At 67.4% G+C, this 24164-nt stretch carries 26 protein-coding genes and 2 pseudogenes; 17 read left to right on the top strand and 11 right to left on the bottom strand.

Annotation, left to right across the window (positions count from 1 at the left end; all coding sequences use genetic code 11):
- The first annotated feature begins 75 nt into the window (after window positions 1-75).
- Window positions 76-921: a glycerophosphodiester phosphodiesterase family protein gene (locus tag AB0C30_RS01325; RefSeq protein ID WP_357938330.1), complete on the top strand. Its 846-nt coding sequence runs from the start codon at window positions 76-78 to the stop codon at window positions 919-921.
- An 80-nt stretch (window positions 922-1001) separates the two neighbouring features.
- Here AB0C30_RS01325 and AB0C30_RS01320 read toward each other — a convergent pair whose 3' ends face one another.
- Window positions 1002-2003, bottom strand: a complete 1002-nt coding sequence (locus tag AB0C30_RS01320; protein WP_357938328.1) for a lysophospholipid acyltransferase family protein — start codon at window positions 2001-2003, stop codon at window positions 1002-1004.
- Window positions 2000-2728, bottom strand: coding sequence for a GNAT family N-acyltransferase (locus AB0C30_RS01315; protein ID WP_357938326.1), 729 nt, complete (start codon window positions 2726-2728; stop codon window positions 2000-2002). Before AB0C30_RS01315 ends, AB0C30_RS01320 begins: the two co-directional genes overlap by 4 nt.
- Window positions 2729-3000: 272 nt before the next feature.
- On the opposite strand from AB0C30_RS01315, the gene AB0C30_RS01310 reads away from it, so the two are divergent.
- Window positions 3001-3255 carry a hypothetical protein gene (locus AB0C30_RS01310; RefSeq protein ID WP_357938325.1) on the top strand — a complete coding sequence of 85 codons (255 nt, stop codon included), beginning with the start codon at window positions 3001-3003 and terminating at the stop codon, window positions 3253-3255.
- Between the two features lie 22 nt (window positions 3256-3277).
- Here AB0C30_RS01310 and AB0C30_RS01305 read toward each other — a convergent pair whose 3' ends face one another.
- Entirely contained in the window at window positions 3278-4135 is an 858-nt protein-coding gene (locus AB0C30_RS01305; protein ID WP_357938324.1) for a DUF72 domain-containing protein, read from the bottom strand.
- A gap of 275 nt (window positions 4136-4410) precedes the next feature.
- On the opposite strand from AB0C30_RS01305, the gene AB0C30_RS01300 reads away from it, so the two are divergent.
- Window positions 4411-5310, top strand: a complete 900-nt coding sequence (locus AB0C30_RS01300; RefSeq protein WP_357938322.1) for a M23 family metallopeptidase — start codon at window positions 4411-4413, stop codon at window positions 5308-5310.
- Between the two features lie 307 nt (window positions 5311-5617).
- Here the strand turns inward: AB0C30_RS01300 and AB0C30_RS01295 are convergent, their stop codons facing one another.
- Window positions 5618-6361, bottom strand: a complete 744-nt coding sequence (locus AB0C30_RS01295) for a dienelactone hydrolase family protein (protein WP_357938320.1) — start codon at window positions 6359-6361, stop codon at window positions 5618-5620.
- A 403-nt stretch (window positions 6362-6764) separates the two neighbouring features.
- On the opposite strand from AB0C30_RS01295, the gene AB0C30_RS01290 reads away from it, so the two are divergent.
- The 6 genes and pseudogenes from AB0C30_RS01290 (at window position 6765) to AB0C30_RS01265 (ending at window position 11824) form a co-directional block, all read left to right on the top strand.
- Entirely contained in the window at window positions 6765-7961 is a 1197-nt protein-coding gene (locus tag AB0C30_RS01290) for a beta-propeller fold lactonase family protein (protein WP_357938318.1), read from the top strand.
- Window positions 7962-8288: 327 nt separating this feature from the next.
- Window positions 8289-8507: pseudogene (locus AB0C30_RS01285) on the top strand (sigma factor); the annotation flags it as partial.
- Between the two features lie 217 nt (window positions 8508-8724).
- Window positions 8725-8856 (top strand): sigma factor-like helix-turn-helix DNA-binding protein, encoded by a 132-nt coding sequence (locus AB0C30_RS01280; protein ID WP_357939735.1) that lies wholly within the window; start codon window positions 8725-8727, stop codon window positions 8854-8856.
- Complete coding sequence (locus AB0C30_RS01275) at window positions 8849-9883, top strand: CU044_5270 family protein (protein WP_357938316.1); 1035 nt, start codon at window positions 8849-8851, stop codon at window positions 9881-9883. The genes AB0C30_RS01280 and AB0C30_RS01275 overlap by 8 nt, the downstream gene beginning before the upstream one ends.
- Before the next feature lie 73 nt (window positions 9884-9956).
- On the top strand, window positions 9957-10817 hold the full coding sequence (locus tag AB0C30_RS01270) for a hypothetical protein (protein WP_357938314.1): 861 nt from the start codon (window positions 9957-9959) through the stop codon (window positions 10815-10817).
- A gap of 176 nt (window positions 10818-10993) precedes the next feature.
- Window positions 10994-11824 (top strand): integrase, encoded by an 831-nt coding sequence (locus AB0C30_RS01265; RefSeq protein ID WP_357938312.1) that lies wholly within the window; start codon window positions 10994-10996, stop codon window positions 11822-11824.
- A gap of 32 nt (window positions 11825-11856) precedes the next feature.
- Here AB0C30_RS01265 and AB0C30_RS01260 read toward each other — a convergent pair whose 3' ends face one another.
- From AB0C30_RS01260 to AB0C30_RS01250, 3 genes are all read right to left on the bottom strand, one after another.
- A complete protein-coding gene (locus AB0C30_RS01260) occupies window positions 11857-12708 on the bottom strand; it encodes an oxidoreductase (RefSeq protein ID WP_357939733.1) in 852 nt (283 codons plus the stop codon).
- 299 nt (window positions 12709-13007) lie between these two features.
- Window positions 13008-13268 (bottom strand): hypothetical protein, encoded by a 261-nt coding sequence (locus AB0C30_RS01255; protein WP_357938310.1) that lies wholly within the window; start codon window positions 13266-13268, stop codon window positions 13008-13010.
- An 82-nt stretch (window positions 13269-13350) separates the two neighbouring features.
- Window positions 13351-14154 (bottom strand): alpha/beta hydrolase, encoded by an 804-nt coding sequence (locus AB0C30_RS01250; RefSeq protein ID WP_357938308.1) that lies wholly within the window; start codon window positions 14152-14154, stop codon window positions 13351-13353.
- Between the two features lie 105 nt (window positions 14155-14259).
- Here AB0C30_RS01250 and AB0C30_RS01245 point away from each other — a divergent pair, with 105 nt between their 5' ends.
- Window positions 14260-14901, top strand: a complete 642-nt coding sequence (locus AB0C30_RS01245) for a TetR/AcrR family transcriptional regulator (RefSeq protein ID WP_357938306.1) — start codon at window positions 14260-14262, stop codon at window positions 14899-14901.
- Between the two features lie 54 nt (window positions 14902-14955).
- On the opposite strand, the gene AB0C30_RS01240 is transcribed toward AB0C30_RS01245, so the two are convergent.
- Window positions 14956-15771 (bottom strand): helix-turn-helix domain-containing protein, encoded by an 816-nt coding sequence (locus AB0C30_RS01240; protein WP_357938304.1) that lies wholly within the window; start codon window positions 15769-15771, stop codon window positions 14956-14958.
- A gap of 50 nt (window positions 15772-15821) precedes the next feature.
- Between AB0C30_RS01240 and AB0C30_RS01235 the strand changes: the two genes are divergently transcribed.
- From AB0C30_RS01235 to AB0C30_RS01225, 3 genes are all read left to right on the top strand, one after another.
- Window positions 15822-16769: an NmrA family NAD(P)-binding protein gene (locus AB0C30_RS01235; RefSeq protein ID WP_357938302.1), complete on the top strand. Its 948-nt coding sequence runs from the start codon at window positions 15822-15824 to the stop codon at window positions 16767-16769.
- Between the two features lie 205 nt (window positions 16770-16974).
- Window positions 16975-17634, top strand: a complete 660-nt coding sequence (locus AB0C30_RS01230) for a DUF6596 domain-containing protein (protein ID WP_357938301.1) — start codon at window positions 16975-16977, stop codon at window positions 17632-17634.
- A 161-nt stretch (window positions 17635-17795) separates the two neighbouring features.
- Window positions 17796-18554, top strand: a complete 759-nt coding sequence (locus AB0C30_RS01225) for a class I SAM-dependent methyltransferase (protein ID WP_357938299.1) — start codon at window positions 17796-17798, stop codon at window positions 18552-18554.
- Window positions 18555-18567: 13 nt separating this feature from the next.
- Here the strand turns inward: AB0C30_RS01225 and AB0C30_RS01220 are convergent, their stop codons facing one another.
- Entirely contained in the window at window positions 18568-19395 is an 828-nt protein-coding gene (locus AB0C30_RS01220; RefSeq protein WP_357938297.1) for a hypothetical protein, read from the bottom strand.
- A gap of 270 nt (window positions 19396-19665) precedes the next feature.
- Window positions 19666-20256, bottom strand: coding sequence for a hypothetical protein (locus AB0C30_RS01215; RefSeq protein WP_357938295.1), 591 nt, complete (start codon window positions 20254-20256; stop codon window positions 19666-19668).
- A 111-nt stretch (window positions 20257-20367) separates the two neighbouring features.
- Here AB0C30_RS01215 and AB0C30_RS01210 point away from each other — a divergent pair.
- Window positions 20368-20898, top strand: a pseudogene (locus AB0C30_RS01210) (prolipoprotein diacylglyceryl transferase family protein); the annotation flags it as partial.
- Between the two features lie 433 nt (window positions 20899-21331).
- Window positions 21332-21829, top strand: coding sequence for a hypothetical protein (locus AB0C30_RS01205; RefSeq protein WP_357938293.1), 498 nt, complete (start codon window positions 21332-21334; stop codon window positions 21827-21829).
- Between the two features lie 78 nt (window positions 21830-21907).
- On the opposite strand, the gene AB0C30_RS01200 is transcribed toward AB0C30_RS01205, so the two are convergent.
- Complete coding sequence (locus AB0C30_RS01200; protein WP_357938291.1) at window positions 21908-22600, bottom strand: alpha/beta hydrolase; 693 nt, start codon at window positions 22598-22600, stop codon at window positions 21908-21910.
- A 49-nt stretch (window positions 22601-22649) separates the two neighbouring features.
- Between AB0C30_RS01200 and AB0C30_RS01195 the strand changes: the two genes are divergently transcribed.
- Both AB0C30_RS01195 and AB0C30_RS01190 read left to right on the top strand, forming a co-directional pair.
- A complete protein-coding gene (locus tag AB0C30_RS01195; RefSeq protein WP_357938289.1) occupies window positions 22650-23345 on the top strand; it encodes a WYL domain-containing protein in 696 nt (231 codons plus the stop codon).
- A gap of 181 nt (window positions 23346-23526) precedes the next feature.
- Window positions 23527-24060, top strand: a complete 534-nt coding sequence (locus AB0C30_RS01190) for an RICIN domain-containing protein (protein WP_357938287.1) — start codon at window positions 23527-23529, stop codon at window positions 24058-24060.
- Window positions 24061-24164: the final 104 nt, after the last annotated feature.

Raw genomic sequence — 24164 nt, 5'->3', positions numbered from 1 at the left:
CTCCCCTCAACTCCGCGTCACACGTGGTTGTCAAGTTCGGTTTGCCGGCTGCCTTCCCAAGCCAGAGGAGCCCCCATGTTCCCCCGACTCGGAGCCATCATCGCCACGTCCCTCGCCGCCCTCGCCACCGTAGCCCCCACAGCGACCGCCACCCCGTCATCGGCGATCTACTTCCAAGCCCCCCAGGTCGTCGCGCATCGCGGAGCCTCCGCGGACGCGCCCGAGAACACCATCACCGCGTTCCAGCTGGCCGACAAGCTGGGCGCGGACGCGTTCGAGCTCGACGTGCAGGAGACCAAGGACCACAAGCTCGTCCTGATGCACGACACGACGCTGTCCCGCACCACGGACGTCGAGAGGGTCTTCCCCGGCCGGGCGCCCTGGCGGGTCGGCGACTTCACGCTCGCGGAGATCAAGCGGCTGGACGCGGGCTCGTGGTTCGCCGTCAAGTACGACGGCGAGCCCGTACCGACCCTCGGAGAGACCCTGAGCGAGATGGACGGCAGCGGCCTCAGCCTGCTCCTGGAGATCAAGGCACCGGAGCTCTACCCGGGCATCGAAAAGCGGGTCGCCGACGAGTTGCGGAAGAACGCCTCATGGCTGAGCTCCGGCCGGCTGGTCGTGCAGTCGTTCAGCTGGGCCTCGATGCGTACGTTCCACCGCGCCATGCCCCAGGTGCCCATCGGCCTGCTCGGCACGCCGGCCATGGCGGACCTGCCGAAGGTGGCGGCGTACGCGACCCACATCAACCCGCCGTACGGCAACATCACCGAGCAGTACGTGCGGCGCGTCCACAGCCTGGGGATGGCGGTCTTCGCCTGGACGGTGGACGACCCCGACGTCATGCGTCGGCTGATCGGCTATGAGGTGGACGGCATCATCACCAACAAGCCGGACACCCTCGCGTCCCTGGCTCGCTAGGACGCTCCGGGTTGCCCGTCGTCCCGTGACGACGGGCAACTCTGGGGTTGGTGTCCATTTCACGACGGTATCGGGCCATGTCATGGCGATAGTGGTGCCATCTCGCGGCGCCGCCCAGGAACACGCGCGTCGGTGCGTTTCTCGTGCCGCACAACGACTTCCCCGTGCTGCTCGACGACGCCGGCGCGTACCTGGGCCTCGGCGATCCTGGCCAGCGTGGCGCGCGCCTCGTGCCGCCGCTGCCCGGTGGGCGCGAGCCGTACGGGAGCGAAGAGGGTGACCTCGGCGACCAGGTGGCGGGTCGCGGTCACCCGCAGGAGGGAGGCGAGAAGCGAGTCGTCTCCGACAAAGCAGCCGCGGGTCGACGTCGAGTCCCCCTCGCGGTAGCGCAGTGTGGCCGGGCGTACGGCGGCGCCCGCGTCGATCGCCGCCTGGAACACGGCCGGCCGGAACTCCCCCATCCCACGTCCGCACCACGTCGTGCCCTCGGGGAACGCGATCACGGTGTCGCCTGCTTTGAGGGCGTTCGCGACCGTGGCGACGGCCGAGGGCAGGGCGGAGAGTCGTTCCCTGTCGATGAACAGCGCGCCCGAACCCGCGGCCAGCGTACGGATGAGCGGCCATTCACCGATCTCCCGCTTCGCCAGCGGCCGTGACGGCACCGTGGCCGCCATGACCAGCGGGTCGAGCCAGGAGACATGGTTGGCCACAAGAAGCGCGCCTCCCGCTGCCGGGACGGTAGGCGCGGTCAGCGCGCTTCGTGCGTTTGGTGCGGTCGGCGCGGGCTGTGGTTCGGTGTAGAAGGCGACGCCGACCGTGGTTCTGACCCTGATGCCGAGGACGCGCAACAGCAGCCGCGCCCACGTCTTCGTGATCTCCGCCCGCCAGGCCGTACCGGCTCGGCGAGTCGCCAGGGCGATCGTGAGGCCCGCGAGCAGCACGAGAACGGCCGCGAGAAGCCGCGCCACGCGGCGGAGGGGACCGGCGAGCGCGGCCGGGGGCTCCACACAGGCGTCGGGAGTGCATGGGCCCATGCGGAGCCACGGGTTGAGCTCCACCGGGCCGGCCGCGGTGACGGTCACTGCGGTTCTCCCAGGAAGTGCCGCAAGTAGCGGGCGTTGACGTTGGCCATCGAGAGCAGGACGAAGAAGTCGGCGGTGCCGAAGTCACGGTCGTGCGCGGGCGCCCCGCACACCCAGGAGCCCAGCCGCAGGTAGCCGCGGAGCAGCGCAGGCGGTACGAACCGGTCGGAACGGGCGGCGCCCTTGATCCGCCACGGGTCGCGCGGCGTTACGCGGTACTCCGCCGGGCCGAGCGGCACCCGCTCGACGACACCGGCCGCGACCGCGCCCCCGTCGTCGAGGGGTACCGAGCAGCAACCCGCCAGCCACTTGTGGCCACCGTTCACCATGTAGCGCGCGATGCCCGCCCACATCAGGCTGACCACCGTGCCGGCGCGGTGATCGGAATGTACGCAGGTGCGGCCCGCCTCGACCAGGTCCTTCCTGAGGACGGCCAGGTTGCGGAGATCGAATTCGGCGTCGGAGTACAGCCGGTCCGTACGTCCCGGAGGGAGCAACCGGTAGGTGCCGACCACTTTGTCGTCGTAGCGGACCAGGAGGTGGTCGCAGTACGCGTCGAACCTGTCCGCGTCGAGACCGGAGATCGGGCTGTCGAGCCGCGCCCCCATCTCCTCGACGAAGACCTCGTGGCGAAGCCGTTGCGCGGCCTGTACGTCGGCAGCGCTCGTGGCCATGCCGACTGTGTAGCGGCCGGTTGTGGGGCGGCCGGTGAGAGAGATCGTCATGGGCGGGCGTCCTTCCCTGAAAGCGTCTCGCGACCATGTCGACATGCCGAAATGACGGACACGTCTCCCATCGGGGGCAGCGAGGCGTCCGCGTGGTGAACCTCGTAGACGGCCACGGCCGAGGGGTCAGGACTCCGGCGGTCGAGAGCGGGGAATCGGCAGGTCGGCCGCCCACTGTGCTGCCCCGTCAAAAGGCAAAGCTTACGTGCGAGCTGGGCGAATCCCCCGTGTGGACTCCGTGGGAGGCGGCGGCCGCATCCTAAGATCAATCCGTGCTAGAAACGGTGATTTCTCTCATCTTCGCCGGACTCTTTCTCAGCTTCCTCATCTATTGGGTCATGCAGCTGGTCAAGGTCATGCGGCAGCGGCGCATACACAAGTACACAGACCCGATGAGGGCCATGGACATCACTGGTCGCGTGCGCCAGCTCAAGGTGCGCGGCGACGAGGACGAAGCGGTACGTCTCGTTCAGGACGAGCTTGCGATGCCCATGGCCAAGGCTCGTTCGTGGGTGAAATCCATATAGGGCAGGGGCGCGTGGCCTTCGCTCAGAACAGGGTCAGTGGCTCGCTCGGCATGGGCTCGGGGAGCGGCTCGACCTCGGGCACCCGGGCCCGTACCTCGTCGTGAAAGCGGCGAGCGAGAGTCAGCGCGTCGGCGTTATCGGGGGTGTGGACGAACACCGTCGGCGAGCGGCCTTCCCGCAGCCATTCGGTGACCGTGGCGACCCACTCCTGCCAGCCCTCGACCGTACGTTCCGTGGCGTCCCGGCCGAGGTAACGCACGATCGGACGGTCGGTGAGAGCCGTCGTCCGGCGCGGCACGCGCGGCTTCTTCGTCCACGCGTCTCGTTCGGCGTCGCTGGTCGGAGGGCTCTGGAAAAGGGTGGTGGTGTCGAACGGGACCCATTCGGCACCGGCGCGGGCGAGCACGCCTTCGAGCAGCCGTACTGACCGCGCGTCGTCGAAGAACGCCCGGTGACGCACTTCGACGGCGTATCTGTACGAAGGAGGCAGGCTGTGGAGAAAGCCCGCCAGCGCGCCGAGGTCGGTGGGCGCGAATGACCCCGGCAATTGGACCCAGAGGGCGTGGGTCCGCGATTCGAGCGGCTCGATCGCCGACAGAAACGCGCGCAACTCCTCGTCGGCGCCCGCACCGGTAAGACGGCGCTTGTGCGTGATCGACTTGGGCAGCTTGACCACGAAGCGGAAGTCGGGGTCGGTCTGCCGGGCCCACGACTCCACGGTGTTCCGCGCCGGTGTCGCGTAGAACGTCGTGTTGCCCTCCACCGCGTTGCACCAGGTGGCATAGGCCCGCAGGCGTTCGCCGGGAGGAAGCGGATGAGGCAGGAAGCGTCCCTGCCAGGGCACGTGCGTCCACATCGCGCATCCCACATGAAGCCGCATGGCGTTGACGCTACCGGCCGGAGATGGCGTCGTCTCCCGGGGTTCGACTCACTGCTCTCGCACGAAGGCCGCTCACAGGTCGCGTCCTGGTTGAACGCACGACCATAAGTGGAACAGCCGCAAAATTTCATGTCACAGAGATTGATGAAGAGAACTTTCAGAGTTATCTTCATGATCGACCCTCCCGACGCAGCTCTGTCACCACGAGGCTCACCGACATCAGGACCTGGGCGCCTAACCGTATCCCCCCATACGACTCGTTCAGAGAGGCAAGCATGCCCACAACTGGCAAGCCGACCTGGCCCAAGACCCTCAGAACCACGATCACCGCCCTGACGCTCACTCTCGCGACGGCGCTGATCCCCCAAGCCGCCTCAGCGCAGGACAGCAGCGTCATGGCGGTGTCCCACAAGAGCCCGTTCAACTGTGGGAAGACCTTCTACGCCAACAACTGGACCCCCAACCACAACCCATCGGGCTCCATCGACTGGCAGGACTACGGCGGCGACGACATCAACGGTGAGACCGTACGCGCCACCGCCGCGGGCACCGCGTACTTCTACGACGCGGGAAGCACGAGTTATGGCAAGTGGATAGAGATCCAGCACAGTGACGGCACCAGAACCCGGTACGCCCACCTCGCGACCATGGTGAAGGCGGCCGGCGGCTCACTGAGCGTCGGCCAGGGCACCGCCATCGGAACCGTCGGCTCGACGGGCGGCGCCAACGCTCCCCACCTGCACTACGAACAGCGAACCTCCAGCGGCGCGATGGACACCAGCCCGACCGTGGACGGCGTGACCGTGTCCTTGGGCCAGAAGAAGGCCGTCACGAGTACCAACGCCTGCGGTGGCAACCCCTACACCGCCGAGGAGGTCTGCGGCAGCGGCTATTCCGTCATCGACTCCGCCGCTCTCACTGGCGGTCGCACCTACCTGCTCTACAACTCGGGTAATGGTTACAACTGCGTCGCGACGTTGAAGACGACGAGCCTCGGCACGGCGTCGGCGGTGTCGGCCTTCCTGGAACCGGAAGGGGAAAGCCGGTCGACCGACTCGGGCAGCTACGACTATTACGCGGGACCGGTCAAGCGCAGCGCGCCCGGAAAGTGCGTCAAGTGGGGCGGCTCGGTCGGCAGCAGCTCGTACACCAGCGGCTTCGAGCACTGCGATTAGCCCTTAGAACAGTGCGATAAAGAAGCACGACATCGAAGGCCACTACCCACTCATGGGTGGTGGCCTTCAGCCTCAAATGGTGTTACTGACGGGACCGAAACAGGGGAGAAAGCCTATTTCAATTTTCTGAGATGATCGTCCCGTCGGTCGCCGAGGCGGGCGACGCGAAGAACGCGGACAGCGAGAAGAGCGTGGCAGCGGCGATCACTAACGCGATGATAGCTTTCCTCATGGCGAATTAGGCTATCAGCCGAAGTACCGCCCGTCTGTACTGAACCGGGCGCTTCTCCTCTTTAGCGATTCCGAGCTATTCGCCAGCCACGTGTTGGTCTACGTGTTGGTCGAAGAAGCCGAATGTACGCTGCCACGCGTCGTCCGCCGCTGAGCGGACAAGACCATGACGCAACGGAAACAGCGCGAGTTTCGCGATGGGATGATGGCCGTCGGTCATGAAGGAATGCCCGGCCTCCGGATAGATCTCGACGTCGTGCTCGATGCCGAGCGCCGCCATATGCTCCTGCAGCCGCCTGCCGTGCGACCGAAACCCTTGGTCGCGGGCACCGTAGGACGCCACGACCGGACACACCGACCGCAGCTCCTCCTGACGCCGGGGAACCGCCCCATAATTCACCGATGCGGCCCGCACACCGGGCGGCGCGCCCGCCGCATACGCCAGGGCGAACCCGCCCCCCATGCAGAACCCGATCACACCCAGCCGAGCACCGTCGACGTCCGCACGACCGGCCAGCCACCGCCGGGTCGCGTCAATGTCGGCCGTCGGCCGACCCGGCTTACCGGTCGCGAGCTGATGCATAGCCCGCGCCAGGCACGCGATCCTGGTCCCGTGGCTGTACAGATCAGGCAGGACCGCCGCGTACCCACGCTCGGCGAACAGGTCCATCACATCAAGCATGTCCGGTTCGACGCCGTAGATCTCGTGCACGACCACCACCCCCGGCCATCCGGCCACGGGCGCCGTCCCCTCCGGCAGTGCCACCGTCGCCGCCAGTGAATCGCCGTCGGGCACCGGAATGCGCACGTGTTGTCTCATCTGTACTCCTTGGAGAGCGCCACGATGGAGTCGCTGGTACGTACATAGAGGACTCCGTCGCCACCGGCGCGTTCGATGCCCTCGGTACGCATGTCCTACCACCGCACGTATCCCGTCATGATCCCCCTCTTCCGCCTGGCTCTGATCCATCATGTTCCCGGGCTCGGCCGTCGCCCCATGGCGGCGGTGATCGCCCTTGAGCACACCCGGATGCGGCCGGGACCTCCGTCGAACCTCACCAGCTCCGCCTACGTCCCCCGATTCCGATTGGGCATGGTGGGAACGACGGCGCCTGCATGGGAACCGGACTATGTAGAGGCGGGCATGGAACCCTCAAAGACAGATGGAACGGGATGGCACGCCCATCAGGTGCAGGCCCATCTGTCGAACCATGGGGAAATCCATGAAGTACAAGAAGTCATCCCTGTCCATCTGGTCGTCCACGCGAGCGGGCGGTGCCGTCCTGGCCGCGGTCGCGCTGCTCGCCGTCTCCTCTCCCGCCCTGGCGCACGCCGCCACGGGGCCGGTCCTGCCGCCGTCGGGCGGCGTGGTCTACGTCACGAACGCCGGCTCCGGCGATGTTTCCTCCCTGGCGATCGGCCCGGGGGCGGTCCTCAAACCGCTTGGGAAGCCCGTGTCCACCCTCGGCAAGTTCCCCCGGGGCATCGCCCTCACCCCCAACGGGGCCACCGCGTACGTCGTCAACAGCGACTCCGACACGCTCTCGGTGTTCCGCGTGGGGGCGCAGGGCGCGCTCCAGCCGGATCCGCAGATCGTCCAGACCGGCGACGAGCCGTGGGGGGCGACCGTCTCCCCGAACGGGCGCACCCTGTACGTGACCAACACCGCCGACAGAACGATCTCGGCGTACCGGATCGGTCTCGACGGCAGACCCAGCAAGCTCGGCGACTTCCGCGCCACCTCCGACAACCCCAAGCAGACGGTGCTGTCCCCCGACGGGCGCTTCCTCTACCTTTCGTACGCCGATGTGGACGAGACCGCCGACAGCCCGCCGCGAGTCATCACCAGATTCGACGTGCGCTTCGACGGCACGCTCGGACCCGCGCAGGACGTGGCGAAGGTCGGGCAGGCCAACTTCGGGATCGCGATCAGCCCGGACGGCGGCTTGGTGTACGTGACCTCGCTGGTCGGGCAGAACGTGTGGGGGTTCCGGCGCGGCGCGGACGGCGCGCTGACGCCCGTGCCCGGATCGCCGTTCCCCGCGCCCACCGGCCCGGTCGGTCTCAAGGTCACGCCCGACGGTCAGCACCTGTACGTCGCCAGCAACGACCCCGACGTCGACACGGCTCGCGGCGGCCTGCTCGGCTTCACGATCCTCGCGGACGGCTCGCTCAAGCCGACCGCCGACTCCCCCGTCCACACCCCTGACCACGCCGAGGTGGCGGCGGTCGCGATCACGCCGGACGGCCGGGACGTCTTCGCCGCCATCCGGGACACGAACCAGCTGGCCGCGTTCCAGATCGGATCCGGCGGCACGCTGAAGGAGGCCACGGGATCTCCGTTCCTCACGGGCGGGGAGCGTCCGCTGAGCCAGTCCATCGCCGTACGCCCGGCCCCCACGCCTACCACTCCGCAGTAAGGAGCCGCCTGGACCCAGTGCCCGTCGCGGGTACGCCCGAAATTCACACAGCGCATAGCGACCTTCCGGTGACAACAGCGGCGTCAAAGGCCTGCTGCACCGGAAGGTCCCATGCTGTTATGCGCCTGGGAGAACGCCTGAGCCCCTCGTGCGCGAAGCGCCCACCGAAGGTGTGCCCAGGACGAACAGCCCGGAACGAAGCGGAGGCTCTTCAACGGGAGCGGCAAAATATCGGGCCGACGTGAACTCTTCGGCGGAGCAGCGGTAAGTACATGCGAATCTGCCCACTTGCCGCACAAGGCACCGCATGAAGGAGCTGACCAGTTCATGGCCGAACCGGCGATAGCCGAGGCCGCCGACACCGATCTGATCCGCCGATCGCTGCGGGAGCCGGAGGCGTTCGCCATGGTGTTCGACCGGCACGCGCCCGCCCTGCACCGCTTCGCGGCTCGCAGGCTCGGTCACGACTCGGCCGAGGACGTGGTGTCCGAGACGTTCCTGGCGGCGTTCGAGCATCGGGACCGCTACCAGTACGGCCAGGCCAGTGCCCGGCCCTGGTTGTACGGCATCGCCTCGAACGTGATCGGCAAACGGCGGCGGCGCGAGGTGGCCCGCTACCGGGCGTACGTGCGGGGCGGGGTGGACCCGGCGGAGATCACCGGCGGGCCGGTGGAGGACGGAGTGGGCACGCTCGCGGTCAACCGGCCGCTGATGGGCGGCGCTGGCCGGGTTACGCACCGGGGACCGGAACGCGCTGCTGCTGGTGGCGTGGGCGGAGCTGACGTACGAGGAGGTGGCCGAGGCGCTGAACGTCCCGGTCGGGACTGTGCGATCCCGGCTCAACCGGGCGCGCAAGAAGGTTCGCCAGGCGCTGGAAGGAGCAGATCATGGATGAGATGGAGCAGCTCGGCCGGCTGTTGGCCGAGGTGCCCGAGGCGACCGAGCGCGAACTGGCGGGCTCGCGTGCCGCCCTGGTGTCCCGGTTCGACCGTCCGCGCCGCAGGTGGCGTACCGTGCTGCCGGTCCGGCGCGTCGCGCTGGTCGGCGCGATGGCGGTGACGCTCACCGCCGGCATCCTTGTCACCGAGGTGGGTTTGGGCGGCTCTGATCCGCGCACCCCCGGGTATCTGGTCGCGGCGCCTCCGGCCGACGCCAAGGCGCTGCTCAACCTGGCCGCGCGGGCCGCCGCCGACCAGCCTGACATGGTGCCGCCCCGCGGCCAGTACGTCCACACCAAGATGCTGGCCCAGCGCAGCCTGTACACCAAGGACCGGTCGGGGAGGACGCAGTACACCAAGGTGCTGGTCAACGAGGAGCGCTGGGAGGCGGCCGACGTGGGCAAGCCCTGGCTGAGCCGCACGCAGGCCCTGTCGGCCACGGGACCGGTGCCCCGGAAGTACTGGGACCGCGGCGTCGAGGACATCGTGTACGAGCCGGGGGCCTGTCCCGGCCAGCCGGCGTACGCGCGGCTGGGGGCCTGGCCGACGGACCCCGGCCAGGTACGCGCGAAGATCGTCGCCGATACGGGCGAGGAGCCGCTGCGCATCTGGCACTCCCTCCAGGGCCTGGTCCCCGAGTCCGTGGTACGGCCCAGCCTGGGCGCCGCGCTGTACCAGGTCGCCGCTGGGCTGGACGGCATCGTGCTCATCGGCGACACCGTGGACGCCGCCGGCCGCCCTGGCCTGGCCGTCGCCATGGACGAGGGCAACGGCACCCGGTCCGAGCTGATCTTCGACCGGGAAACCTATGGCTACCTGGGCGAACGCACGGTCAACACCAGGGACAGAAAGGTGAAGACGCCCACCGACGAGATCACCGAAAGGAAGGGCGCGAGGCAAGGCACCGCCGTGCTCGCCGTCGATCTCGTACCCGGGCTGCCCGAGGTGGCGCCGAAGGCGTCTCACATGAAGATCCCCTGCTGAGACTTTCCCCCGATCCGGCCTTTTCGGCCGGAAGTTCTGTTTCGCATGCCCTCATAGCAAAGGAGAACGACCCATGCTCATCGCCAAGGCCATCGCGGCCACCGTGCTCGTCGGCTCGTTCGGCGCTTTCACATCACCCCCTTCGGGGGCCGATGCCGCGTACGAGACGCAGACCAAACTGGAGGCGAAGCGTGTCGCCTGCATGACGGAGAAGGGCTTCGACTACGTGGCCACGCCGATGCCCAAGCACACTTGGCAGCCCGGGGAGTGGGAGCGGCTTCAGGGTGACCTCAAGGCGCTGCGGACGTATCGGGCCAAGTACGGCTTCGGCGTCTGGGCCGAGAACGCCTTCCCGAAGGACGAGGTGGTCAACCCCACCCGCCCCGACAATCCGAACAACAAGACGATGATGTCGCTCTCGGCCGACGGGCTGAAGAAGTGGCGCGCCGCCGACGACGCCTGCTTCTCCGAGGCGGCCAAGGAGGTGCTGGGCAAGACCGTCACCTCCCAGGACGACTACTGGAATCAGCTCGAAGCCGCGCTGAAGAAGGAGCTGAGTGTCCTCGACAAGGACAAGCAGCTTGCGCAGCTGGGCAAGCAGTTCGCCAAGTGCCTGGGAGTCAGCGAGACCAAGCCGAGCGCACTGAACGGTCTGGGCCGCAGGACGTACTGGCAGCAGGTCACAGAGGTTGCCAAGAAGACCTGGAAGGACCCGCTGCCCAAGGTGCCCAAGGGCAAGACCCTCGTCCTGAAGCCGAAGCTCAAGCCGGAGGAGGCCAAGCCGTACCTGGACAAGGAGATCAAGGCGGCGCTGAAGGACCTGGAGTGCGGAAAGGAGTTCTACCCCGCCTACTCCCCCAAGGCCCAGGAGATCAACTCTCGGATCACTCTGGAGTTCGGCCGGGAGGGGACCGGCCGGGAGGGGACCGTCTGACGGGGAGCTCGTGACGGCGCTTCCGACGGGGGCTGCGCCGTCTGAAGCAGGCCATAGCCGTCTGAGCAAGCCGTAACGGAGCAGGTGCCGCTCGTGACACGCGAGCGGCACCTGCTGTCGTCGCCGTACGCTGAGTCGGCAAGTCCGCTGCACCGACACGAGGAGAGCTGACCAGCGTGAGCCTGGCCTTCGCCACTGAGGTGGGTGGTCTCAACCGGGAGAACGAAGACTTCGTCGGCGCGACCCCTGACGCGGTGGTCGTTCTCGACGGCGCCGGCTATCCCGCACGCCTGCCGACCGGATGCGTCCACACCGTGGCCTGGTACACGCGCATACTCGGCTCGTCCTTACTCTCCACGCTCGCCACGCTGACGGCCGACGACCGCTCGTTGGCCGACGTGTTGGCCGAGGGCATCGAGACCGTCTCCTCTCTGCACTCCTCGACCTGCGACCTCGCCCATCCCGGATCACCCGCGGCAACCGTGCTCCTACTCCGCCGGACAACGGAGTCCCTGGACTGGCTGGTACTGGCGGACTCCATCCTCGTCCTGGACCTGAACTCCGCCGCGGAACCCATGGTGGTCAGCGATGATCGCCTGGCTGATGTCACGGCGACCCTGCGAACGCACCTGGACACCCTGCCCACCGGCTCCAAGGAGCACGAGCGGGAACGCCTTGGATCCGTGGAAGCCCAGCTCCAGCACCGCAACCGTGACGGAGGCTACTGGGTCGCCTCCACCGACCCCCTGGCCGCCGAACACTCTCTCACCGGCAGCGTTCCCACGGACGCGGTACGGGCTGCCGCGCTGCTCAGCGATGGGGCATCGCGCCTGGTCGACTGCTTCGACCTCGCGAGCTGGCGAGGCCTCCTGAACATCCTGGAAGCCGACGGTCCCGCCGAACTCATCAGCCAGGTCCGTACGGCCGAGCACACCGACCCCCACGGCGCCCGCTGGCCGCGCGGCAAGGCACACGACGACGCCACTGCGGTCTACTGGCGACTCTGACGTTCGGAACGGGTTGTCCGGGCGGCATGCGCCTACCCCAGTTGAGCGAGGTCTTCTTCGCTCAGCTTCAGTGTGCCGGCGGCGATGTTCTCCTCCAGGTGCGCCAGTGAGCCGGTGCCGGGGATCGCCAGGATGTTGGGGGATCGGGCCAGCAACCAGGCCAGGGCCACCTGCGGCACCGTCGCACCGTGGCGGGCGGCGATGGCGTCCAGGTGCCCCGCCTTGATCGGCTGGAACCCGCCGACAGGGAAGTAGGGGACATAGGCGATGCCCGCGTCCGCGCAGGCGTCGACCAGTGGGTCGTCATCGCGCTTGGACAGGTTGTAGAGATTCTGGACGCAGACGATGGGCGCGATCGCGCGGGCCTGGGCGAACTCGTCAGCGGTGACGTTCGATACGCCCAGGTGGCGGATCAAGCCCTCCTCGCGCAGCTCGAGCAGCGTTGTCAGGGGCGCGGCCAGGGACGTCTCGGAGCGGTCGTGGCCACCCATTCGCAGATTCACCACGTCCAGGCGGTCAACCCCGAGCGAGCGCAGGTTCGCCTCCACGCCGCGGCGCAGGCCGTCCGGTGTCAGGCCGGTCATCTCGGCCGCCGGCAAGGCGACATCGGAGCCCTCGACCAGCGCGCCCACCTTGGTCACGATCACCAGGTCCGCCGGGTAGGGAGACAGCGCCTCCCGGATCAGCTCATTGGCCGCCACTCCGTCACGCGCGTAGTAGTGCGAGGTGTCGATGTGATTCACGCCGAGCTCCACCGCCCGGCGCAGGATCGCCAGAGCCGTCTCCCGGCTGGGCCGATCACCCTGCGGCCAGCCGGTCAGCTTCATCGCTCCGTAGCCGATCCTCGCGACGCTCAGGTCGCCGCCCAACGGCCATGGGTTCATTGTCACGATCGACCACTTTATGGCGGCTGTCTTAATCGCACGCTAATGGCGCGGGATATTTTCTACGCGGCGGGCACTGTCGTCCCTCGGCGAGCCAGCCGGACGAGGCCGATCGCTTGCAGCGTCGCGGCAACGCACAAGATGAGCGCTCCGAGCGGAAGCCAGCCGGCGAACCGATGGGGGAGCCCGGTGGCACCGCCGTCACCGACCATGGTCGACCCCCATTACCTCCTTTGGCCAGGGGTGGGAATCAAACGGACAACCACCGAGCCGCGAAGAGGCTGCCCTTGCTGCCGGCGCTAAAAGAGAGCGGTGGCCGCCAACTTCGCCGCCGTGAGACCGATCGCCACCGCCGCCACCGACATCCCCGCCACCGATGTACTGCGGTTGTACACCGTCGCGATCGTGGCTTGCTTCCGCACCCCAGGCCATGCCAGCGCCGCCGCGATGACCCCGAGGCCAGGCCGCACCCAGTCCTGGGTCAGCCGGAGGCCGAGGAAGATGGCGAGCAGCGCGATGAGCAGGGAGGCAGGACCGAGACGATCAGTTAATCGGGTCATGGCGAGCGAGTGTAGAGCCCTCGCCTGCCACCCCCGGTGAGCCTCGCCGGTGGACGCGGCAAGGGTCATCCGCCGGCGTTTCCTAGCGACCTTGGGCGAACTGCCGCAGCGCGGGAGCGAGCACGTCGGCTGTGGTGCCGTGGTTCTCGCCCGGTACGGCGCGCAGGGTCGCGGTGGGCAGGAGATCGGCCAGCGCCTGGGCCCCGGTGATCAGCCACGGCATGGTGCCGGTGCCGTGCATGACCAGGACGGGCACGGTCACCGCGGCCCAGCGGTCGCGGGGCAGCGGAGCGCCGGACATGGTGGTGCCCATGATCCGCCCGTCGTAGGCGATGGTGTGCGCCACCTCTTCCACGGCGGGCCAGAACGGGGCCTGTCGCATACCGGCGACGGCCTCGGCGGGGACGCCGGCCGCCGCGGTCATGAACAGCTCCACCGCGTCACCCGGACGGCCGTCGGCGACGCGGGCGTCGAGCCGCTCGACGTAGTCGGCCGGCAGCGGCGGGCGGCTGTCGTCGACGACGAACGGCGGCTCGAACAGCGCCAGCCGGGTGATCGGCAGGCCCGCGGCGGCGGCGTGCAGGGCCAGCACGGCCCCTGAGGACCAGCCGAACACCATGGCCGACCCGCCGGCGTGGTCGATCAGAGCGGCAAGGTCCTCGAACTCGCGCTCCACCGCGTACGGTGCGGTGTCGGTGCTCTCGCCGCGACCACGGCGGTCGTAGGCGTAGACCCGGAACTCCTCGCGCAGCAGCTGCCCCACCTCACCATTGGTCGGGTTGACCATGCGATGGGCGGTGGCCCCGTCGATCATGATCAATGGCTGGCCGTCGCCCCAGACGTCGAAGGCGATCTCAGTGCCGTCCTTGGACTGGACAGTGCCCACCTTGGTTCCTCCAAGTCGTACCGTACGGTACTGTACCGACATAGTGAACAGTACCGTACGGTACACTTCGGAGAGTGTCAACGGCGCGAACCCTGGAGGGCCTGAATGCCGCAAGCCGCAGACACGCACGCGCAGACACGGCGCCGGATCATGGATGCGGCGCTGGAGGTGTTCCTTCGTGACGGCTACGTCGGTGCCAAGACCGACGAGATCGCCTCTGCCGCGGGCGCGTCAAAGCAGACGATCTACAAGCATTTCGGGCCGAAGGAGAGCCTGTTCGAGCAGATCGTGCTCGACCGCCTCGTCGGCATCGATCAGATCTTCCGGAACGCCATGGTCGACCTGGCGGCCACGGATGATGTCGAGACCACCCTGCGGGCGGTCGCGCGCCAGTTCGTCCACGCCCTCACGCAACCATCCCACCTGCGCGTACGCCGCCTCGTCATCGCCGAAGCCGGCCGTTTCCCGAACCTGGGCCACGCCTACTTCGAGGCGGGTCCCGAGCGCGTGCACGCCGCGCTGGCGTCCTGCTTCGAGCAGCTGACCGGCCGCGGACTACTGCGTATCGACGATCCCGTCCTCGCGGCCAACCACTTCACCTGGCTCGTCTCCTCGATCCCGGTCAACAAGGTCATGCTCTGCGGCGACGACATTCGCTTCGCCCCATCCGAGCTCGACCACTACGCCGATGCCGCCGTCCGGGTCTTCCTCGCCGCCTACCGCACGCCCGGAGCCGACGCCCAATGAGTGCGGTCGTGGATCACGCCGCCCCGCATCCTCGCTGCGGTGGAGCCCAAGCGGTCACCGCTGCGACGGCGCCGCCGATGACGGCAGAGGTTCCATGCCGCCGTCGGCGACGCGACGGCGGCGGGCGCGCTGGCGGCAGGTCGGACCGCAGTAGCGGGGTGGCCGCCCGGTAGCCCGGATGCGCAGCCGAGCACCGCATTCCTCGCAGCGCCTCTCGCTGGGGGCCGCGGTTTCGTGACGCTGATGGGAGGGCGCGTCACGTAATTCGCTGGCTTTCGTGACAGTAGGGGTACGCAATCCGTCCAGCAGCAGCCGCACCAGCCGCGTACCGCGTGCCAGGTCCCGGTGTGCCGAACGCAGTGCGGCGCCGCCGACGGCCAGCGCGGCCAGATCGTCGACCCGCACGTCGGCGCGTATCGCACCAGCCTGTTTCGCGTCGTGCAGCAAGCGGGCCAGCGCCTCGTGGAACCGCTGCGCCGCGGCGGTCAGCACGGCACGCGGCCAGCCCTTGTCAGCGGTGAGCGCTTCGCAGACGTGCTTGCGGTCGGCCAGCTTCTCGATCACTTCGAGCAGGAACCCGAACAGGGCGTCACCGGGCGCCGCGCGGCCGGCCCATCCACCCGCGGAGACCACGAATCCCTGGACGTGCTCGGCGAGCACCGCCTCGACCAGGATCTCCTTGCTCGGGAAGTGCCGGTAGACGGTCCCGGCGCCGACCCCGGCACGATGCGCGATTTGGCCAAGCGACACCTCCCGCCCTTCCTCGGCGAACACGCGCATCGCGGTGCGCAGCACGATCTCTCGGTTGCGGCGGGCATCGGCCCGCTCGGCACGTGCCGCATCCGGTACTGGCGCCGGTGCTGCGGTCATGTCACGTAATCCTTGTCCGTGGCGTGGAAGGGGGTGGAGCATTCCGGATCGTGTCAGTATCCACCATCTCCGAATCCGTCGTCTCCGAAAAGGACGCCATGACCACCGTGACGCCGGCAAATCTCGGTTCCCCCATCCTCGTCACCGGCGCCACTGGCAAGCAGGGCGGCGCCACCGCCCGGCGGCTGCTTGCCGGAGGGTGGCCGGTGCGAGCCCTGGTGCGCGACCTGACCGCACCCGCCGCTACCGCACTGGCCGCCGCGGGTGCCCAGCTCGTACGCGGCGACTTCGACGATCCGGCCAGTCTGCCGCCGGCACTCGATGGCGCGGCCGCCCTGTTCGGCATACCGCCCCTGTCCTTCACGACAGACCTCGAGGTGGCCCGTGGCCGGGCGCTGATCGACGCGGCGGCCGCGGCGGGAATCAAGCAGGTGGTATTCAGCACCCTCGCCTCGGCATCGACAGAAGTGCCAGGTTCAGCGGGGAAAGCGCTGATCGAACAGTACCTGCACGACCACATCGCGCTGCCTACCGTGCTGCGTCCAGTACGGTTCATGACGAACTATCTCAGCGACGGGGCGATCGGCATCGACGGCATTTCCAACGGCGTACACCGCCATCTGTTTACCCCGCACGAGCCCATGCAGATCATCGCGCTGGAGGACATCGCCGAGTTCGCCGCGCTCGCCTTCGCGGAGCCGACCCGGTTCGCCGGACGAACCCTGGAACTGGCCGGCGACGAACCGACCCCGGTCGAAGCCGCCGCCGCGATCACCGAGGCCACGGGCATTCCGGTCCGGTACGAGCAGGTCACCGATGAAGAGGCCGCCGCCATCAGCTCAGAGGTCGCCGAGATCAGGAAACACTGGCACACCGGTCACCGATGGCACGCCGACATCGAGTCGCTGCGCGTCATCCACCCCGGACTGCGTACGCTCACCGACTGGCTTACCGAATCCGGCGCCGCCGCCATCCGCGCCCACCTCACCGCTCCCTGACCCCGACGCCTGATCATGGTCGCGTCAGATTTCCAGTGCCGACCTGTCGATTTCGCGACCCGCCGTTCGTCTTACTGCCCGACCAATCTGGTAGCGACGAGGAGGAAACGATGAAGTACGTCATGCTGATCTCTCAGGGCACCGCGCTTGAGGAACAGGCCGCGTTGTCCGAGGAGGAGCAGAAGCAGGTCTACGCCGACTACCAATGATGACGGCGCTCACCCTGCGCACCCTCGGCGGGGGCCGCGACGAGCTCGCGGCGGAGGCGATCTGGTTGGGGCGCGTGCTCGCCGAACTGCTTCCGGACGGCCCCGAGGTTCACGGGCTGCTGGCGATGATGCTCTTGCACGACTCCCGTCGCGAGGCGCGGTTCCGCGACGGCGAGCTCGTACTGCTCGGCGATCAGGACCGGTCCCTGTGGAACACCGAACAGCTCGCCGCCGGACGCGCCGAGCTCGACCGGGCGCTCGCCCTGCGCGGCCGTGGGCCCTATGTCCTGCAGGCCGCCATCGCCTCGTTGCACGCCGAGACGCCGTGCGACTGGGCGCAGATCGCGGCCCTGTACGGCCGGCTCGCCCGCCTGACCGGCTCGCCCATCGTGGAGCTCAACCGCGCCATCGCCATCGCCATCGCCGTCGCCGAGACCGACGGCCCCGAGGCCGGTCTGCGCGTCGTCGACCAACTCGGTCTCGACGACTTCCGCTACCTGCACTCGACCAGGGCCGAACTCCTGCGACGCCTCGGGCGTACCGACGAGGCGCGTGACGCCTATCGACGTGCGAGGCAACTCACCGGCGACGGCGCCGAACGGCGCTTCCTCGAACGCCGCCTCACGGAACTGGTAGGTCGGACAGGCTCGGATTAGCCCCCGGGTCCAGATCCCAGTCGGCTTCGCCGGGCGAAGCCTGCGTTCCTGACCGTCATGGCCCCACTTGTGGCATGACGCGACGCCGCATATCTTGCCGATGTATCCAGTCGATATATCGGGCCGACGGTTCGCTGTGGCCCGGCTGACCGGGAGCGGCGATGAGGCGGATCGACTACGACACGGAGCAGCACCAGGACTACGCGCGTGGCCGCGCGCTTACCGAGCGGCAGCAGCAGACATGGATCAGCGCCTTCGCAGCGGTGCTGCCCGAGGGGCGCCCGCTGGTGGGGCTGGACGTCGGCGCAGGGACCGGCCGGTTCACCCCCGCCCTGGCGCGAGCGTTCGGGCCGGTCACTGGCGTCGAGCCGTCGGTCCGCATGCGCGAGATAGCGCAGGCACAGTCCCGGCATCCCGATGTGCGATATCTGGCGGGCTCCGCCGAGGACATGCCGGTGCCGTCCGCCAGTGCCGATTACGCTCTCATGTTCTTGTCCTGGCACCACGTCCAGGACAAACCGCTGGCGGTACGGGAGCTGGCCAGGGTGCTCAGGCCCGCCGGGCGGCTGCTACTGCGCGCGAATTTCAGCGACCACCATCCCAGGCCGTGGTGGCTGGAGCACTTCCCCCGCGGCTTCGCGGCGGACGCCGCGCTGTTCCAGCCGCTGCACGAGGTCATCGAGATGTTCACGTCGGACGGCTGGCGCGTTGCCGGCTTCGGCACGGTTACCGAGCCGTCCGTCGGCACCCGTGCTGACATGCTCCAACGGCTGCGCCTGCGCACCCTTTCGTTCTTCGCTCAGCTCAGTCCGGACGAGCTGGAGGCCGGTTTCCGCCGCCTGGAGGAGGCGGTTGCCGCGAACCCCGACGCGCCGGCGCCGGTGTTCGCTGAGCCGCTGCTCACGCTCGAACGGTGCTAGTTACGGCGCTGGTTTAGAAGGGACCGCTCTCCGGATAGCCAGCCTTTATGGCGGCCTTGCGGGTCTTCGTGTTGAGCTTCTTCTCGCTGATGACCTTACGGGCCGCCGGTGCGGCGATCTTCACCTTGGCGCCCCAGCCCGAATACTTGGTATCGGTGTGGAAGACCATCTGGTCATAGGCCGTGCTGTCGCTGTCCGGGTAGGCCGTCGTGTCGACGACCGTGCGGGTGAGAAGGTTGTGTTGATCGAAGTACAGATGGAACTCGACGTTGCCTTCCCCGGCGGACTTGTCGTGCCGGAAGTCAGTGAGTTTGGCGGTGCCCTGATATTCGCCGGTCGCCACTTCTGATGCGTTTTTCACCATGTACTGCAGCTCTGCTGAGGTGACGCCCATGCCGAGGACGGCATTTTCCTGCCCACTGGCCTTCGACTGGATCCAGGAACGGCCGGAAGGCAGCGCCTTGGCGATGCCGGCGTTGGTCACGTAGGCGTTTCTGCCCTCAGCGATGACCCGGTAGGGAGGGTTGGGCCCTTGCTGGCGTGAGGACATGCGGACACGGAGGTCGGCAGCCGCTACATTGCCTTTGCCGAAAGCCAGGGTGCCGGCCGTACGGGTGTTCACCCGTACCTGCATAGCCTGGTCGCCGGTGGTGAAATCGACGGTGATGCTGCTTGATTCGGTGATTTTTACGCCCTTGCCCGGGGTCAGCTGGGCTTTCAGGGCTTTCACCGGGTCCGCTGGAGCGGCCTGCACGGATGCTACGGATGCCGCCTGAGCGGGTGCGGCCACCGCGCACACGGCCGCGGCCGTTGCTACGAGGCCTGCGAATAAGCGCTTCATCAGTGTCCTTGGTTGGGGGAATACAGCAGGGAAAAGAGTAAGAGGGCGATGTCGGCGAGATAAGGGATTTCCCGTAACGATCCTGTGTAGACCGGTGAACCCAAGTGGTGGTGATAGAGCAGTCCGACCCGAACGGCAGCTGCTGGCCACGAGGCAACACCTTCGACGATGCGACGGCCCTCCACTGCCGGTTCTGAGGAGCCCTGCTCAGAACATGGAAGATACCCGGCAACGCTCTCGTCTCTGCTGATCCCCTGAAGCACGAAGCGCTCACAGCGAAAGACCTTGCGCGCCGAAGTCATGCCCAACGAAGAACAGCTCGGAGCGAAGCGGAGGCCCTTCCCAAAGGCGCTCTTCGAGGCGTTCGTGTAGCGGTGTGTAGTCATACTGCGAGAACAGCCTAGGAAAATGATGCAGCATCGCCTGCATATCATCGGCGATCCAGTAGAGGTCCGGGTCGGAGAAACTAAGATCGGTGAACAGGTACTGCCATCCGTGTGTCCCTTTAGTGAGGGCCAGGGCCTCTAGGTAGCCCAGATAGTCCACGTCCATCTGCGTGGGCTGCCCCCGGTACCACAGCCAGATTTCCAGCGGGGTGCTGAGCCTCGCCGTGACTATTGCCCCCGTACCAGAACGTGGAGTGCCGTCGATCTCCCGGGACTCGCGGATGAGTTCGCGCTCGTCGTCGGACGAGCCGTCCCAGGCCAACGGAGGAGGCGGTTTCGTGATGGCGCGATAGAGATGGGGGATCCGGAACTCCCCGGACAGCTCTTCCGCTTCGCCCGTCCCACGCCAGTGGCTGGACAGCCGGCTGAAGTGGGATGAGGGATTGCCGTTCAGGGCCCCATCCTCCGTCTCCACCGCGTCTTTCGAGACTGAAATTGAGGCGGAGCTCCTGAGCTCGTCAAAGCTTTGCAGGAGGAGTTCCTCGCATCGAGTGAGGGACTCCGCGTCGGCGGGAGCCGCGCGATCAAGAAGCCCTACCAGGCCCTGTTCATCTGGGAAGGCGGCCTCAGCATCTGGGGCGCGGTCGCTCTGGGAGGCGTGGGCGTGTGGCTGGCCTGCCGCCGCCGGGGGCTGTCCCTCGGCGCCGTGGGCGACACGATCGCGCCCGGCATCGCGTTCGGGCAGGCGATTGCCCGCTGGGGCAACTGGTTCAACCAGGAGCTGTACGGCAGTCCGACCACGTTGCCGTGGGGCCTGGAGATCGACCAGGCGCACGGCGGCCGGCCGGGCGTGCTCTACCACCCGACATTCCTGTACGAGTCGCTGTGGGACGTGGCCCTCGGCTTCGGGCTGATCCTGGCCGGCAGGCGGTTCACACTCCGCCATGGCCGGCTGTTCGCCCTCTATGTCGCCGGCTACACGTTGGGGCGGTTCTGGATCGAAGGGCTGCGGATCGACCCGGTTGGCGGGGTGGACCACGCAGTGACGTTCCTGGGGCTGCGGATCAACCAGTGGACGTCGATCGTGCTGTTCCTCGGCGCACTGGTCTATCTCTGGGTGACTCGTAACAAGGACGCCGAAGAGATCTTGGTGTCGGCCTCGTACAAGCAGGATGGCTCGTACGAGCAGGACGGCGGGGCGGCCGCCGAGCCGACGCCCCTGACCGACCAGGACGACGCGGCGGCGGACACTCGCCGAGCTCCAGGAAGTTCTTGACGGCGCGGAGCCTGCTTCATCGCTGCTCCTGCGGCTTGTACCGGCACCCCATCGCCACCGCAGGTGTCCGGTGAAATGAAACTTTCACCCGTCACGTCGGTATTACGGCTCCGCAGGCTGATCCCCGACCTGGTAGCACGCCTGATTCACCCTCGCGAGAGCCGCTATGGCACAAGTTAATGCCGGCCGAATCAATGGCTCTCGATCGTCTCTCTGGACACCTGGAGACCCCGAAAATAGTCTCCGTGCGCGCTCCGCCGACATCATGCGAGAGATGAGGTTGGAATTGACACGCTCCAAAGTACGTCGTGCGGCCGGCTCTGTCGCCGTCGCCATCGCAACCCTCGCGGCAATCCTGGTGCCCGTCACTCCCGCGCACGCCGCCTACGGCCCTGACCAGGCCGTGTCCATCACGGTGACCTCGAACGCCGGCCCGTCGATCATGCTCGCCCAGCTGACCGGCACGCTGGCGTTCGACGATGGGAACACGAAGTTCAGGTACGCGCTCCGGCTGTGCTGGGGGAGCGGGTCCTACCCAATGCCGAACTTCTACGTCTCCGTCAACGGCAGCACCATTTTCTATCCGAGCCAGACGGGCACGGCGACTGCTCCCCCCGGCTGCCAGTTGTACCTGTACCTCTACGACGGTGAATACACCCACTCCACTACCCTCACGAATGTCACCTTGTACGTGACGGGCGGCTGGTTCTATCCCGGCAACACTTACAACAGTCGCACCAAATCCGTGACCTACGACAACCCCTACAACTGAGCCGTCAGAAGCTGCTTCATTGGAGCTGAGTAGAAGGGCCACTCCCAACTATGGGGGTGGCCCTCGTGCGCCTCTCGGTCAACTGGGTCTGTCGGCGAGGAAGTTCTCGATTCGCCGGGCGAGAGCGTCGGGCGCTTCGAGCATCGGCAGGTGTCCGCTGGCGAGGGATTCGTTCCAGCTCGTGTCGAGGTTGCGCGCGAACCGCTGTTGCAGTCCGATCGGGAGCTCAGCGTCTTGGCTGGTGGAGAGGTAGCCTCGACGTTCGGGAAAACCACCGCCTTGCGGCGTGTCCCGGTAGAGACGCACAGACTCGGGGTGGAACTCCGCCACGATGCGATCGGCCGTCTTCGTGTCGACGCGGCTGGCCACGCCCCGCCGGATAGCGGCATCGGGCGGTCGGGTGCCGGCCAGCCGCATCGCCAGGCTCAGCACGAGCCGGTTCGGCAACGGCATCGACGCGACGAAGCTGCGTCCCGGCTTCGGCACGACGGCCGTGACCGCCAGGAACGCGCCCACCCGGTCAGGCGCGAGGGTCATGAGTTCCGCTGCGACAGTCCCGCCACTGGAGTGCGCGACGACCGCGAATCGCTCCCACGGTGCCGAATCCAGTGCCGCGGCGGCGTACTCCGTGAGCGAAGCGCGATCATGACGCGGTCGCTCAGCGACCACCGTCTGGTGCGACGCGGCCAGTTCTTCGCGCACCTGGTCCCAGATCCAGACGGGAAGACCGGCACCGCTCAGCAACAGGATGGGTTCTCGCGACTTCGTCATGCTCCGATTCTGGAGCTGCTGGGTGTCACCGTTATGGCACCATTTATGAATGAACCGCACCGACCGGCTCTACGCGATCCGCGAAGATCTCCGCCGTGCGGGTCCCCGAGGCCGCACCGCCCAGCAGCTCGCCACCGCATTCGAGATCAGTATCCGCACCGTCAAGCGCGACATCTCCGCTCTGCAACAGGGCGGGTTCCCAGTCTGGGCACGCACGGGCCGGCTTGGCGGATACGTCGTCGATCGTGCCGCCACCCTGCCACCGGTGAACTTCACCGCCACCGAAGCCTGCGCGCTCGCCGCGGCGATCGCGGCACACCGGGGACAACCATTCGACAGGCAGGCTCGAGCCGCCCTGGTGAAAGTACTGGCGGTGATGGACCCGCAGGCGCGACGGCACGCGGACGACTTGACCGAGCGCATCTGGATCGACCACAGCACCACCGAGACAGCTGATCCGCGCCGACGCGACGCGATCGAACATGCCCTTGAGGAGCGCAAGGTCCTCTCGCTGCACTACCGCGATCGTCACGGTACGCCGACCACGCGCCGGGTGGACCCTCAGCTGCTCGCGTTCACGGCCGGGCACTGGTTCCTCGTGGCGCGCTGCCGGCGCCGCGAGGCCATCCGATGGTTCCGCCTCGATCGGATCGAACGCGCGAGTCTCACCACTCAGCGTGCCTTCGACGTACCCGTCGAAGAACTAGGGACGCCTCCCTCGACGGCGGCCTCCGTCCGGGTGTGACGTGCCATGATCCAGTCTGTACGTTCTGGATCATCCTGAACCGCAAGCGCGGATGCCCGAAGCTTCGCCCCTGGCGGGCATCACATCGCGACGCACCAAGCTTTGTGCGGACGGTGATTGATCAACTACGTTCGGTTGTGTCATGGTGCTCGAGTCTTGATCAACTCCTCTGGAGGCACCCATGCTTGCTCGCCATCTGCTGGCCGCCGCCGTCATCTCCGCCACCATGGGCGCGGTCACTGCTCCGCCTGCGCTGGCCGCTGGTCAAGAGCCCGCCAACCGCACCATCCCGGTCGGGACCGCAATGTGCGTCGACGTCAGCAACTACCGCGGCAACGGCATCTTGATGTACCAGTGGCAGTGCGACCCCAACAACACCAACCAGAAGTTCGTCGTCGAGGACGGCCTCATCAAGGTGGAAGACACCATCGGCACGAGCCAGATGATGTGCCTGGACTCCTCCAACGGCCGAACCAACGGCACCCGGGTCTACCAGTGGCAGTGCCTAGGTAACGCCAACCAGCTCTGGGTCATCCAGGGCGGCCAGATCATCCTCAAGTCCACCCTCAACTCAGGCAACCGCCTATGCCTGGACGCCACCAACGGACGCGGCAACGGCATCCAGGTGTACCTGTGGCAGTGCGACCCCAACAACACCAACCAGAAGTTCGTCGTCGAGGATGGCCAGATCGCGGTCAAGGACACCTTGTCCTGATCCTGAACGTCCTGATCCTGAACGTCCTGATCCTGAACGTCCTGATCCTGAACGTCCTGATCCTGAACGTCCTGATCCTGAACGTCCTGATCCTGAACGTCCTG

The sequence above is a fragment of the Nonomuraea sp. NPDC048901 genome (assembly GCF_040649695.1).
Taxonomy (GTDB): Bacteria; Actinomycetota; Actinomycetes; order Streptosporangiales; family Streptosporangiaceae; genus Nonomuraea.
The sequence above is the reverse complement of the archived record's forward strand: the minus strand, read 5'-3'. Positions and strand labels throughout refer to the sequence as shown.

Bases quoted from the DNA above. Each gene is read 5' to 3' on its own strand.
- AB0C30_RS01295 (WP_357938320.1), bottom strand. From the start codon at position 6,361: ATGAGACAACACGTGCGCATTCCGGTGCCCGACGGCGATTCACTGGCG.
- AB0C30_RS01325 (WP_357938330.1), top strand. From the start codon at position 76: ATGTTCCCCCGACTCGGAGCCATCATCGCCACGTCCCTCGCCGCCCTC.
- AB0C30_RS01315 (WP_357938326.1), bottom strand. From the start codon at position 2,728: ATGACGATCTCTCTCACCGGCCGCCCCACAACCGGCCGCTACACAGTC.
- AB0C30_RS01190 (WP_357938287.1), top strand. From the start codon at position 23,527: ATGCTTGCTCGCCATCTGCTGGCCGCCGCCGTCATCTCCGCCACCATG.
- AB0C30_RS01205 (WP_357938293.1), top strand. From the start codon at position 21,332: ATGAGGTTGGAATTGACACGCTCCAAAGTACGTCGTGCGGCCGGCTCT.
- AB0C30_RS01270 (WP_357938314.1), top strand. From the start codon at position 9,957: ATGCTCATCGCCAAGGCCATCGCGGCCACCGTGCTCGTCGGCTCGTTC.
- AB0C30_RS01220 (WP_357938297.1), bottom strand. From the start codon at position 19,395: ATGAAGCGCTTATTCGCAGGCCTCGTAGCAACGGCCGCGGCCGTGTGC.
- AB0C30_RS01300 (WP_357938322.1), top strand. From the start codon at position 4,411: ATGCCCACAACTGGCAAGCCGACCTGGCCCAAGACCCTCAGAACCACG.
- AB0C30_RS01195 (WP_357938289.1), top strand. From the start codon at position 22,650: ATGAACCGCACCGACCGGCTCTACGCGATCCGCGAAGATCTCCGCCGT.
- AB0C30_RS01225 (WP_357938299.1), top strand. From the start codon at position 17,796: ATGAGGCGGATCGACTACGACACGGAGCAGCACCAGGACTACGCGCGT.
- AB0C30_RS01200 (WP_357938291.1), bottom strand. From the start codon at position 22,600: ATGACGAAGTCGCGAGAACCCATCCTGTTGCTGAGCGGTGCCGGTCTT.
- AB0C30_RS01275 (WP_357938316.1), top strand. From the start codon at position 8,849: ATGGATGAGATGGAGCAGCTCGGCCGGCTGTTGGCCGAGGTGCCCGAG.
- AB0C30_RS01245 (WP_357938306.1), top strand. From the start codon at position 14,260: ATGCCGCAAGCCGCAGACACGCACGCGCAGACACGGCGCCGGATCATG.
- AB0C30_RS01240 (WP_357938304.1), bottom strand. From the start codon at position 15,771: ATGACCGCAGCACCGGCGCCAGTACCGGATGCGGCACGTGCCGAGCGG.
- AB0C30_RS01305 (WP_357938324.1), bottom strand. From the start codon at position 4,135: ATGCGGCTTCATGTGGGATGCGCGATGTGGACGCACGTGCCCTGGCAG.
- AB0C30_RS01290 (WP_357938318.1), top strand. From the start codon at position 6,765: ATGAAGTACAAGAAGTCATCCCTGTCCATCTGGTCGTCCACGCGAGCG.
- AB0C30_RS01260 (WP_357939733.1), bottom strand. From the start codon at position 12,708: ATGAACCCATGGCCGTTGGGCGGCGACCTGAGCGTCGCGAGGATCGGC.
- AB0C30_RS01230 (WP_357938301.1), top strand. From the start codon at position 16,975: ATGATGACGGCGCTCACCCTGCGCACCCTCGGCGGGGGCCGCGACGAG.
- AB0C30_RS01255 (WP_357938310.1), bottom strand. From the start codon at position 13,268: ATGACCCGATTAACTGATCGTCTCGGTCCTGCCTCCCTGCTCATCGCG.